Origin of the sequence: Streptococcus mitis (genome assembly GCF_946188615.1) — a bacterium.
GTDB lineage: Bacteria > Bacillota > Bacilli > Lactobacillales > Streptococcaceae > Streptococcus > Streptococcus mitis_BZ.
Genome location: NZ_CAMHVK010000009.1, coordinates 1 through 13,819, shown reverse-complemented (window position 1 = coordinate 13,819; position 13,819 = coordinate 1). Strand labels below are relative to the sequence as shown.

The window sequence follows — 13,819 nt, the reverse complement described above, 5'->3', positions numbered from 1 at the left end:
ATGAATGATAAAGTAAAATTGTTTGTTTTGGCAGGAATCTTTTTCCTAGCCATAAGCGGTTTCTATTTTCTATTGATGCGAAATGCAGGGCAGACAGATAGCTCTCAAATTGAGAAAGCGGCAGTTAGCCAAGGAGGAAAAACAGTGAAAAAAACAGAAGTTAGCAAAGACGCAGATTTGCACGAAATTTATCTAGCTGGAGGATGTTTCTGGGGAGTTGAGGAATATTTCTCACGCGTTCCCGGGGTAACAGATGCCGTTTCAGGCTATGCAAATGGTAAAGGGGAAACAACCAAGTACGAATTGATTAACCAAACAGGTCATGCAGAGACAGTCCATGTTACTTATGATGCCAATCAAATTTCCCTCAAGGAAATCCTGCTTCATTACTTCCGCATTATCAATCCAACCAGCAAAAATAAACAAGGAAATGATGTGGGGACCCAATACCGTACGGGTGTTTATTACACAGATGATAAGGATTTAGAGGTGATTAACCAAGTTTTTGATGAAGTTGCTAAGAAATACGATCAACCTCTAGCAGTTGAAAAGGAGGCCTTGCAGAATTTTGTAGTGGCTGAGGATTACCACCAAGACTATCTCAAGAAAAATCCAAATGGCTATTGCCATATCAATGTCAATCAGGCGGCCTATCCTGTCATCGATGCCAGCAAATATCCAAAACCAAGTGATGAGGAATTGAAAAAGACCTTATCACCTGAGGAGTATGCAGTCACTCAGAAAAATCAAACAGAACGAGCTTTTTCAAACCGCTACTGGGATAAATTTGAATCTGGTATCTATGTGGATGTAGCAACTGGTGAACCCCTCTTTTCATCAAAGGACAAGTTTGAGTCTGGTTGTGGCTGGCCTAGTTTCACCCAACCCATCAGTCCAGATGTTGCCACTTACAAGGAAGATAAATCTTACAATATGACACGCATGGAAGTGAGAAGCCGAGTCGGAGATTCTCACCTTGGCCATGTCTTTACGGATGGACCACAGGACAAGGGTGGCTTGCGCTACTGTATCAATAGTCTCTCTATTCGCTTCATTCCCAAAGACCAAATGGAAGAAAAAGGCTACGCTTATTTACTAGATTATGTTGATTAAGAGGGCTTTCCTAAGCAGTTAGAGGAGAATTTTGCTATACTGATACTAGTAAGTGACAAAGGAGAGAAGCATGACCTATACAATCTTAATCGTAGAAGATGAATATCTGGTAAGACAGGGCTTGACCAAACTGGTTAATGTAGCAGCCTACGATATGGAAATCATCGGTCAAGCTGAAAATGGAAGACAGGCTTGGGAATTGATACAAAAGCATGTTCCAGATATCATTTTAACCGATATCAACATGCCTCAGCTAAATGGCATCCAGTTAGCCAGTCTGGTCCGAGAAACCTATCCTCAGGTTCATTTGGTCTTTTTAACAGGTTACGATGATTTTGATTATGCTCTGTCTGCTGTCAAACTCGGTGTGGATGACTACCTGCTCAAGCCCTTTTCTCGTCAGGATATTGAGGAAATGTTGGGGAAAATCAAGCAAAAGTTGGATAAGGAAGAAAAGGAAGAGCAGTTACAAGATTTATTGACCGATAAGTTTGAGGGAAATATGGCTCAGAAAATCCAGTCCCATCTGGCTGATAACCAGTTTAGTTTAAAATCTTTGGCCAGTGACTTGGGTTTTAGCCCGACTTATCTGAGTTCTTTGATTAAGAAAGAGTTAGGCCTGCCTTTTCAGGATTATCTGGTGCGAGAACGTGTCAAACAAGCCAAGCTCTTGCTTTTAACTACAGATCTGAAGATTTACGAGATAGCCGAAAAGGTTGGCTTTGAAGATATGAACTATTTCACCCAACGTTTTAAACAGATTGCAGGTGTGACACCTCGTCAGTTTAAGAAGGGGGAAGGTCGATGAAGCGTTCTTCTCTCCTAGTCAGAATGGTTATTTCTATCTTTCTGGTCTTTCTCATTCTCCTAGCTCTGGTTGGGACTTTCTACTATCAATCTAGTTCTTCAGCCATTGAGGCTAGCATTGAGGGCAATAGCCAAACGACTATCAGTCAAACTAGCCACTTTATCCAGTCTTATATCAAAAAATTAGAAACCACCTCTACCAGTTTGACCCAGCAGACGGCTGTCCTAGCCTATGCTGAGAATCCCAGTCAAGACAAGGTCAAGGGAATTCGAGATTTGTTTTTAACCATCTTAAAGGCAGACCAAGACTTGAAAACGGTAGTTCTGGTGACCAAATCCGGTCAGGTCATTTCTACAGATGACAGTGTGCAGATGAAAACTTCCTCAGATATGATGGCTGAGGACTGGTACCAAAAGGCCATTCATCAGGGAGCTAAGCCAGTTTTAACCCCAGCTCGTAAATCGGATAGTCAGTGGGTCATTTCTGTCACTCAGGAACTTGTTGATGCAAAGGGAGCCAATCTTGGCGTGCTTCGTTTGGATATTTCTTATGAAACTCTGGAAGCCTATCTTAACCAACTTCAGTTGGGTCAGCAGGGCTTTGCCTTTATCATCAATGAAAACCATGAATTTGTTTATCATCCTCAACATACAGTTTATAGTTCGTCTAGCGAAATGGAGGCCATGAACCCCTATATTGAGACAGGGCAGGGTTATACTCCAGACCACCAATCCTATGTCAGTCAAGAAAAGATTGCTGGAACTGATTGGACGGTTCTGGGTGTGTCTTCGTTGGAGAAGTTAGATCAGGTTCGGAGTCAACTCATGTGGACCTTGCTTGGGGCTAGTGTCACATCTCTTCTTGCCTGTCTCTGCTTGGTGTGGCTTAGTCTTAAACGCTGGATTGCTCCTCTGAATGACTTGAGAGAAACCATGCTGGAGATTGCTTCTGGTAATCAGAATCTGCGTGCCAAGGAAGATGGTGCCTATGAACTGAGAGAAGTGTCTCGTCAGTTCAATGCCATGCTGGATCAGATTGATCAGCTGATGGCAGATATTCGCAGGCAGGAAGAAACGACCCGTCAGTACCAACTTCAAGCCCTATCGAGCCAGATTAATCCGCATTTCCTTTATAATACCTTGGACACCATCATCTGGATGGCTGAATTTCAGGATAGTCAGCGTGTGGTGCAGGTGACCAAGTCCTTGGCTACCTACTTCCGCTTGGCGCTCAATCAGGGTAAAGATTTGATTTGCCTGTCTGACGAAATCAACCATGTCCGCCAGTACCTCTTTATCCAGAAACAACGCTATGGAGATAAGCTGGAATATGAGATTGATGAAAATCCTGCCTTTGATAAGCTAGTTTTGCCCAAGCTGGTGTTACAACCCTTAGTAGAAAATGCTCTTTACCATGGCATTAAGGAAAAAGAAGGTCAGGGACATATCAGAGTTTCTGTTCAGAAACAGGATTCAGGACTAGTCATCCGCATTGAGGATGATGGGGTTGGTTTCCAAGATGCTGGCGATAGTAGTCAAAGTCAACTCAAACGTGGGGGGGTTGGTCTTCAAAATGTTGATCAACGGCTCAAACTTCACTTTGGAGAAGATTACCAAATGAAGATTGATTCTATTCCCTCAAAAGGGACGACAGTTGAAATATACATAAATAGAATAGAAACTAGCTAACTCCCAGTCAATTCTGGGAGTTTTATGCGTAATTGGGCAAGCATTCTAGGTTGTCTATCTTGCTAAAACGTAGAAAAAACGATATGATAGATAATGACAAAAGAGGTATCAAGTATGAAGGAAAAAGACATTCAAAGAGACACAAGCCAGATTGTAAAAGATGTATTAGAAAAGGCCAATTTGAAGCAAGGATCTATCTTTGTTTTGGGACTTTCTTCTAGTGAAGTGATAGGTGGTCAGATTGGTAAGGAATCCAGCCAAGAAATTGGGGAAATTATTGTGAAGACCATCCTAGATATCCTAGAGAAAAAAGGAATTCATCTAGCTGTTCAAGGTTGTGAACATGTCAATCGGGCCCTCGTTGTTGAACGTCAGGTGGCAGAGCAGTTTGGTCTGGAAATGGTCAGTGTCCTTCCTACCCTTCATGCAGGAGGTTCAGGTCAGTTGGCAGCCTTCAAGTTTATGCAAGATCCAGTTGAGGTTGAATTTATCAAGGCTCATGCTGGATTGGATATTGGAGACACTGCAATTGGCATGCATGTCAAGCATGTTCAGGTTCCGATTCGCCCTCTTTTGAGAGAAATTGGGCATGCCCATGTAACGGCTCTTGCTAGCCGTCCAAAATTAATTGGAGGTGCGCGTGCGCATTATCCACAAGATTCTATCAGAAAGTCGTGAGAATGAAAAAAACAAAACAACAACTAGAAAAAATCACCAAATATTCGATTCGTAAGCTAACTGTTGGGGTAGGTCCTGTAGCAATCGGGGCCTTCCTTTTTGGTGCTAGTACCCTTTCAGTAGATAAGGTGCATGCCAATGAAGTCAGCGGTGCTCATAGCGTTCATTACCGTTATTTGGCGGAGCAGGAATTGACCGAGTCTGAAAAAGCTCTGATTCATCATGAGGTTCCTACAGAATTTCAAGATGATGATATTCTCTATGTAGTTTATCGCAAGAAGGCAACTAACAGTCAACAACTTCCTTACACAGGAAGTAAGGAGCTAGCCCTAGCAGGTCTTGGATTGGCAACGGCTTCTCTAGCAGTATTTTTGGTGTCCAAAAAAGGTCGCAAAGAGGTTCTAGGTGTTCTCTTGATTGGTTCTCTAGGAGCTAGCACTTTTGTACCTTATGGGACATTCGCATTTGAAAATAAAGAATTGCTTTCTTATAACCAAACTATTTCAGCCTCTACACATGAAGGCTTGGCTGAAGGGATTATTCACATCGAAGGCTATGAATACATTGGATACTTTAAGGAAGCAGAACTCCATCCATCAAGACCGGATTCAGCTGAGAAGCCTCAGTTGCCAGTCGAAAAGCAAAGTGCAAATGAAATCGAGAAAACAGAAGTAGTTCAAGAAAGACCTGCTGTCACTCCAGAAACTGTCATCGAAAAACCTGTAGAAGAGAATCCAGTTGCTCCTGCTGTTGAAGAAAAACCAGTTTCTGAAAAGCCTCAGACCAGACTGGAAGTGAGCTTGGTGGAGATTCCGTTTGAAACAGTCACAAATCCAGATGCGAATCTAGCAGAAGGACAGACTCGTATCGTCACAGCTGGAGTAAATGGTCAGCGTCGCCTTGTAACTAAAGTATCGATGGTCAACGGTCAAGAAGTTAGAGAAGTCATCGAAAACCAAGTAGTCCAAAATCCTGTGTCGCAAGTTATTGCAGTCGGAACTAAGAAAGAGGTGCAACCTGCCCCAACTCTAGTACCACAAGCTGAACCAACTTACCAAGTAGCAAAAGGTACACAAGAAGAAGGTAAGACAGGCCAAGCCTTAACGCAACCTGAATTGCCAGATGCTCCAGTAGAAGTAAAAGGAACTCAAGAAGAAGGTAAAGAAGGCCAAGCCTTAACGCAACCAGAATTGCCAGATGCTCCAGTAGAAGTAAAAGGAACCCAAGAAGAAGGTAAGGTAGGACAAGCTCTGACGCAACCAGAATTGCCAGAGGCTCCAGTAGAAGCCAAAGGAACTCAAGAAGAAGGTAAAGCAGGTCATGCCCTTGTACAAGAACAGTTACCTGAGTACAAAGTAACTGAGGGAACCCTTGTTGAAACATCGACTACAGACCTAGACTACAAAACTGAAACGACTGAGGATCCAACCAAGTATACGGACGAAGAAACTGTCGTAAGAAATGGTGAAAAAGGAAGTCAAGTTACTAAAACAACTTATAAAACAGTAGAAGGTGTTAAAACTGACCAAGTTCTTTCAACTAGCACAGAAGTTACCAAGGAGCCTGTAAACCAACAGGTAAGTCGTGGTACAAAACCAATTGAAGGAACTCTTGTAGAAGAAAGTCTTGAAAAGATTCCATTTAAGGAAGTTGTTAAAGAAGATGACCAACTGAAAAAAGGCTTAGAAGTTGTAGCTCAAGAAGGAAAAGAAGGCCAGAAAAAAATCACCAAGACCTTTAATACCATTAAGGGAGTTAAAACAGAAGACGCTCCAAAAGTTACAGAGGAAATCCTTGAGGCACCTCAAGACAAAATTTTAAAACGTGGTACCAAGAGTTTTGAAAAACCAGTTTTGACCATCACAGCAGTTGAACCTAAGGATTTCAAGCGTACTTCAGATGTTAAATATAGTCTAGAAAATCCAAGTAAGGCGGCCATTAAATCTATCACCCTAACTCTGAAAAAAGGTGATGAGATTGTGAAAACCTTGAATGTTTCACCAGACGACTTGACAACGACCCTGACAGATTTGCAGTACTACAAGGATTATAAACTTGAAACGAAGATGGTTTATGACCGTGGTGAGGGTGATGAGGAAGAAGTTCTGAAAGAAGAACCGCTAAGAATTGACCTCAAAAAAGTTGAAATCAAAAACATCAAAGAAACAAGCTTGATGAGTGTGGATGCTGACGGTAATGAAACAGATACTAGTTTACTGACAGAAAAACCAACTGATGTTGCTCCGCTTTATTTACGAGTGACCACTCATGATAACAAAATAACAAGACTTGCTGTTGACAAGATTGAAGAAGTAGAAAAAGACGGAAAAACTTTATACAAAGTCACTGCCAAAGCACCTGATTTGATTCAACGTAATGCGGATAACACACTTAGCGAAGAGTATGTTCATTATTTTGAAAAACAAAAAGCCAAAGAAGGTAATGTATACTACAATTTCAAAGAATTAATTGAAGATATGCAAAAAACTCCAAATGGTGAGTTTAAACTTGGTGCGGACTTAAACGCTGTGAATGTACCAACACCAAGTAAATCTTACGTGACAGCTAAATTCACTGGTAAGCTATCTAGTGAGGGTGATAAACGTTACACTATTCACAATTTAGCTCGTCCGTTATTTGCACAAGCTGAGAATGCTCATATTCACGACATCAATCTGGGTAATGTTGATATCAATATGCCTTGGGCGAACAAGACAGCACCGCTTGGTGAGATGTTTAAGAAGTCAACGATTGAAAACATTAAAGTAACAGGTAATGTTGTAGGTAACAATGACGTTACGGGTATGGTCAATAAACTGGATGAATCCAATATGCGTAATGTAGCCTTTATCGGCAATATTACAAGTGTAGGGAACGCAGGATGGTGGTCAGGTGGGCTTGTCAGCGAAAGCTGGAGAAGTAACACAGATAACTCTTACATTGATGCCTATATCAAAGGGAATAAAGCTAAGGTCGGTGGACTTGTTGCTAAATTGAATCATGGTGATAATCCGAGAGATGTTAGTGCATGGGGACGTTTGAAGAACTCTGTTGCAAAAGGTACGATTGATGTGAAAGAACCTCTTGAAACAGGTGGTTTGCTTCATTCTAACTGGTCATGGGGACTTGCTGAAAATAACGTTACTATGATGAAGGTGAAGAATGGTGGTGAGATTCTTTACGGTTCTCGTGATGCAGAGGATGATGATTACTTTGGTGCAAACTGGGTTCGAAATAATAATGTATTCGTTAATGGTGTAAGTGAAGGTAAACAATCCTATTCTCGTTCTAGTCGTTGGAAAGGTGTTTCCCAAGAAGAAGCTGATGCAAGAATTGCTAAAATGGGAATTACTGCACATGAATATACAATAACTGAACATTTTGTAGATAAGTTAAATCATAAGGAATCAAAAGCTGACACTTATAAATCTACTCAAGACTATGATGCATCTCGTGAGCTTGCTTACCGTAACATCGAAAAACTTCAACCATTCTACAATAAAGAATGGATTGTAAATCAAGGTAACAAGATTCCTTCAGATTCTAAATTACTGAATACAGAAGTATTATCTGTTACAGGTATGAAAGATGGACAATTTGTGACCGATTTATCAGATGCTGACCATATTATGATTCATTACGCTGACGGTACAAAAGAAGAAAAATCCGTATCACCTAAGGTTACATCAAAAGTGGCTCAAGTAAAAGAATATGCTATTACAGATTTAGGTGATGTCGTTTACACACCAAATATGGTGGATAAGAATCGTAACAAACTAATTGCTGATGTGAAAGAAAAATTAGCAAGTGTCGAATTGATTTCACCTGAAGTGCGTGCATTGATGGACAAACGTGATAAACCTGCTGAAAATAGTGACAATCATAAGAACAATTATATTCGTAACTTATTCTTAGAAGAAAGCTTTGACGAAGTAAAAGGTAACCTTGATAAACTTGTGAAAGCAATCGTTGAAAATGAAGACCATCAGTTAAACGGCGACGAAGCTGCAATGAAGGCTCTTGTGAAGAGAGTAGAAGATAACAAAGCAAAAATTATGATGGGTCTGGCTTATCTCAATCGCTATTATGGTTTTGCGTATGGTGATATGAGCATTAAAGACATCATGATGTTTAAACCGGATTTCTATGGTAAATCAACGAATGTCATCGACCGCTTAATTCAAATCGGTTCACGTGAACACTTCTTGAAAGGTGATAGAACACAGGATGCATATCGTGATGTGATTGCAAGTGCTACTGGTAAAGCTAACTTGCATGAATTCCTAAAATACAACATGGAATTATTCACAAATGATACTGATATGAACACTTGGTTCAAGAATAACATTGCGGATAATGCTTATGTTGTTGAGAAACAATCATCAAATCCAGATTTCGCTAATAAGAAATATAAACTGTATGAAGTAATTAACAACGGTCATCATGGACGTTATATCTTACCACTTCTTAACCTGAAGAAAGCGCATATGTTCTTAATTACGACCTATAATACGATTGCGTTTAGTTCGTTTGAGAAATATGGTAAGACAACCGAAGCCCAACGTGAAGAGTTCAAGAAAGAAATCAATTTACGCGCGCAAGAACAAATCAATTATTTGGACTTCTGGTCAAGACTTGCTGCGGATAACGTTCGTAATCAACTCCTTAAGAGTGAAAATATGGTACCATCAGCTATTTGGGATAATCACTTTGCACCAGACCTTGGTTGGGTTGACCGTATGGGACATACTAAGAACGGGGACTTTGCTCCGATTCGTGAATTCTATGGTCCAACAGGTAAGTGGCATGGTAACAACGGTATGGGAGCTTATGCCTATATTTTCCAAAATCCACAACCACAAGAAGCTGTCTATTATATTTTATCTAGCTTAATCAGTGACTTCGGAACGTCTGCATTTACTCACGAAACTACACATATTAATGATCGTATGGCCTACTTGGGTGGATGGCGTCACCGTGAAGGAACAGACGTTGAAGCCTTTGCTCAAGGTATGTTACAATCACCATCTGTATCAAATCCAAATGGTGAATATGGTGCCTTAGGATTGAATATGGCATATGAGCGTCAAAATGATGGTAAGCAATGGTATAACTATAATCCTAATATGCTAGATAGTCGTCAGAAGATTGATCATTACATGAAGAATTATAATGAATCAATGATGATGCTTGATTACTTAGAAGCTGATGCCGTTATTAAGAAAAATGAAGGTACAAATGATAAGTGGTTCAAGAAAATGGACCGAGAATGGCGTTCGAATGCTGATCGTAACAGTCTAAAAGGTGAGCCACATCAATGGGATAAACTTCGTGATTTAAATGATGAAGAGAAAAACATGAAGTTAACAACGATTGATCAATTGGTAAACAATAACTTTGTTACGAAGCATGGAATGCCAGGTAATGGACGTTACCGTTCGGAAGGTTTCGATTCTGCTTATCAAACAGTTAATATGATGGCAGGTATCTATGGTGGTAATACAAGTAGAAGTGCTGTAGGTTCTATTTCATTTAAACATAATACATTCCGTATGTGGGGTTACTTTGGTTACCTCGATGGTTTCTTAGGATATGCTTCTAATAAATACAAAGATGCTGCTAAGAAAGAAAACAACGGTTATGTTGGAGATGATTTTATCATTAAGAAAGTTTCAAATGGAAGATTCCAAAACTTAGAAGAATGGAAATCTGCTTGGTACCATGAAGTTCATGAGAAAGCTCAAAAAGGTTTTGTTGAAATTGAAATTAATGGTGAGAAAATTTCAACTTATGCGAGACTTCAAGAGTTGTTTGATGAAGCAGTTGAAAAAGATCTTAAAGGGAATGGATTTGGAAATACAGTTGGTCTGAAAGAGAAAGTTTATAAACAACTTTTACAAAAATCTAACGGATTTACTGGAGATTTATTCACTAAATAGTAGATAAAACTAGTATAATAAAAAGGTAGACCAGTTTTGACTGGATCTACCTTTTTTGATGTTTTTGCAGTTCTTAAATGTTCATTTACAAGCATAATTATTGAATATATTTATAACTAAAATACTAGAAAATAGATTTTCAAAAAGTAAATGAAATGTCAGGCAGGGCTTTGTTTTATGGATTCTGTTCTAGTTCAAACAACTTGCAAAAATAGCTTAAAAATTATAAAATTAAATATAAAGTAATTTGTAAATACGCATAAAGTTTAATATGATATAATGTGTATACAGATAAGAGAAAAGGAAATATTATAAATGAAGAACAAGCTTTCTGATAAGTCCCTTGAGAATCAGAGAAAAGAAAAAATCATGCGTTTCTCCATTCGTAAATATAGTTTTGGTGCAGCGAGTGTAGCGGTTGCTGCCTTTTTAATGTTTTTAGGAAATGGAGCAGTTGCAGCTGATCAATTGAAAGTAACTGAAGAGTCTTCTAGTAAAGTAGAGTTGGCTCAATTAGGTGGGGAGAAGGCTGAAAATCAGAGTGAGTCCAAAATCAGTGAGCTAAAAATTAGTAAACCAGAATTAGATAAAAGCCAACTTGCAAATTATATTGGTGAAATTGAAGGTAAGATTTCAAGTGGAGCCTACGCTAATAAGACAGAGGAAAGTGTAGCGAGTCTAGCTGCTGAATTGGCTAATGCCAAAGCAACTTTAGCGAACGCAAGCAGTCAAGAAGAATTGACGAGTGCCTATCAAAAACTGGTTGCTACAGTTAACTCAAAATTACGAAATAAGCTGGTTGAGAAAAAAGAAATTGTTTCAACAGATACAACTGAAGGTAAAGAAACAGTTGGTATCAAAGCTGATAATACTGAGAAACCATCAGAATCAAATGCGATTGAAAATACTGGTGCCAATGATCCACGTAATGGGAGTGAAATTGAAAAGGATACAACATTCCGTGCAGCTGTGAATCAAGATCCTAAGGTAGACTTTACATTCTCCATACCAGATGAGAAGAAAATCTATATCTATAACGAAGAGCATTTCTCATTAGAAATTCCTGTTTATTCTGAAACTGGAAAGATTCGTTATGCAACGATTAAGAAAGGATCTAGACAAAGATTCCCTAATGTTGCAGGTACAGATAATGACTTGGATGTTGAATTTGGATTTACTGCTAGGGTAATAAATCGTGCTGAAACGGCAGGGGTAACATCGGAGGCGAGTCAAGCAAATCCTGCGAAAATCGTTATTACAGGTCGTCCAAACGATATACTGAAAAAACACAGAGATTATACAAAACAAGAAAACCAAACACTTAACGTGGGTACTCGTTATATTCAGGTGGTTGATGATCAAGGTAGAGAGAATCTTAAAAAAGGTGATAGTATTGCAGACCCAGGGTATTTCTACTTAGTATTAAAAGCTCAATCTAAGAAATATTCATTAAGATCTCAACCTACAGATGAAAAGATTTCTGTAACTAGTTTGACAAATCCTACAGCAGAAGATTTAAAGAAAATCAAAGATAGTATTCAATTAGAATATTCAACAACAAACGAAGATGCACGATTTGCTGATAAACGTGGAACTTTAGTTGAACATCCTGAGGATGTTATTCAATCGGTTAATATCGTCGGAAATAATATTGTTGTTACATTTACAGATGGTTCTACGAAGACGAAACCAGTAAGTGAAATTGTACAAAAAAATGTTCCACCGGTTGTTAATCTACCGTATTCAAACGAAGCGAACAGAAATATTTATATCTATTCTGGAGAAGAGACAGACCTAACATTTACTGCAACGGATGAGTCTAAGATTAAGGACCTAAAACTTCGTGGCCCTGGTGACATTAACTATAATAATGCAACTAGTTTTGGTTTAGCAGTAGGGAATATTGTTGATAGCGCAGTAACAAGCGGAGCAGGTTCTGTTTCTGAAGATAAGAAGACAGCAACAATTAAAATGACTGGAACAACGAACTTAACTGCTGGGAAAAAATGGACAAGTGTTATCGTTGCAAAAGATGACAATAATGGAGAAAGTGCACCTTTTAACGGAAGAATTAATGCAACTACTAATCCTGCAGAACGTCAAAAAATTGAAGGTTATGTTGAATTCGTAGTAAAAAATCAGACTACTAAATATGATATTAAGACTCCAGAAGGAACAGTTAGTGTAGTAGATCCAGCGAATGTTACGGCTGACGAATTTGAAAAAATTAAAGAAAAAGTAAAAATCGAGTACTCTCAAACTAACGATGATGCAAATCTTACAAGTAAGAGAGGTCAAGCTGTAGACAATCAAGCTACAAGAATTTCTACGATTACAAAAGATGCTAGTGGAAATCTTGTTGTGACATATAAAGATGGTTCAACTGACACAAAACCTTTATCAGAATATGTAAGTTTAAATAAACAACCTGCAATTGATGCGGTTAACAAGGCTGCTGAAGATAAAATTGCAGAGATTAATGCTAATACAAACGCAACTGCAGAAGAAAAAGCAGCTGCAATCGAAAAAGTTACTGCCGATAAAGCAAAAGCTTTAACAGCAATTAATGATAACTCGGTTACGACGAAAGCTGTATTAGATAATGCCAAAACATCAGGAACAACAGCGATTAGCAATGATAATCCTGTAGCAACGAAGAAAGATACAGCAAAAGCAGCTATTGATACAGCTTTAAGAGAGAAAGAAGCAGCAATAGATGCGAATAATGATTTAACGACAGAAGAGAAGAATGTAGCAAAAGCAGATGCACAGGCAAAAGCGACTGCAGCGAAAACAGTAATCGATAATGCGACAACAAACGCAGCTGTGGACTCAGCTAAAACTGCAGGTACAACGAGTGTAAGTTCAGTAACACCAACAGCAGTAGCAAAACCAGCGGCTAAGAACGCAATAGATGAGGCACTTAAAGCAAAAGAAGCTCAACTTGATGCAAGAAATGATTTAACAACTGAAGAAAAAGAAGCGGCAAAAGCAGATGCACAAGCAAGAGCAACAGCGGCTAAAAATAATATTGATACTGCAACAACAAATTCAACAGTAGATAATGCGAAAACTACAGGCGTTACTGATGTAGAAAGTGTTAACCCGCAAGCAAGTCAAAAGAAAACTGATGCAAAAAATGCAGTAGATGAAGCATTAAAAACAAAAGAAGCCGCTATAGATGCAAACAACGACTTAACAGACGAAGAAAAAACAGCGGCGAAAGCTGATGCAAAAGCAAAAGCAGACGCAGCGAAACAAGCAATCGACAACGCAACAACAAACGCAGCGGTAGAACAAGCTAAAAAAGACGGAGCGACAAGTGTATCTTCAGTCACTCCAACACCAGCAGCTAAACCGGCTGCAAAACAAGCCATCGATGACGCATTGAAAGCTAAGAATGACACGATTGATGCCAACAACGATTTAACAGCAGAAGAAAAAGCCAAAGCTAAAGAAGATGCGAAAGCCAAAGCAGATGCAGCGAAACAAGCCATCGATAACGCGACAACAAATGCAGCGGTAGAACAAGCTAAAAAAGACGGAGCGACAAGTGTATCTTCAGTCACTCCAACACCAGCAGCTAAACCGGC

At 39.2% G+C, this 13,819-nt stretch carries 6 protein-coding genes; all 6 read left to right on the top strand.

Translation table 11 applies throughout. The features are described 5' to 3' along the window. Window positions 1-1,113: a peptide-methionine (R)-S-oxide reductase MsrB gene (gene msrB, locus OCF95_RS09015; RefSeq protein ID WP_261035377.1), complete on the top strand. Its 1,113-nt coding sequence runs from the start codon at window positions 1-3 to the stop codon at window positions 1,111-1,113. Window positions 1,114-1,183: 70 nt separating this feature from the next. Further along, complete coding sequence (locus tag OCF95_RS09010) at window positions 1,184-1,921, top strand: response regulator transcription factor (RefSeq protein WP_261105274.1); 738 nt, start codon at window positions 1,184-1,186, stop codon at window positions 1,919-1,921. Next, window positions 1,918-3,609 (top strand): cache domain-containing sensor histidine kinase, encoded by a 1,692-nt coding sequence (locus OCF95_RS09005; RefSeq protein ID WP_261105273.1) that lies wholly within the window; start codon window positions 1,918-1,920, stop codon window positions 3,607-3,609. Before OCF95_RS09010 ends, OCF95_RS09005 begins: the two co-directional genes overlap by 4 nt. A gap of 114 nt (window positions 3,610-3,723) precedes the next feature. Further along, window positions 3,724-4,287 carry a TIGR01440 family protein gene (locus tag OCF95_RS09000; RefSeq protein WP_261105271.1) on the top strand — a complete coding sequence of 188 codons (564 nt, stop codon included), beginning with the start codon at window positions 3,724-3,726 and terminating at the stop codon, window positions 4,285-4,287. A gap of 2 nt (window positions 4,288-4,289) precedes the next feature. Then, window positions 4,290-10,226 (top strand): ZmpA/ZmpB/ZmpC family metallo-endopeptidase, encoded by a 5,937-nt coding sequence (locus tag OCF95_RS08995; protein WP_261105270.1) that lies wholly within the window; start codon window positions 4,290-4,292, stop codon window positions 10,224-10,226. Window positions 10,227-10,541: 315 nt separating this feature from the next. Beyond that, a partial coding sequence (locus OCF95_RS08990; RefSeq protein WP_261105268.1) for a sialic acid-binding adhesin occupies window positions 10,542-13,819 on the top strand: 3,278 nt, incomplete at its 3' end.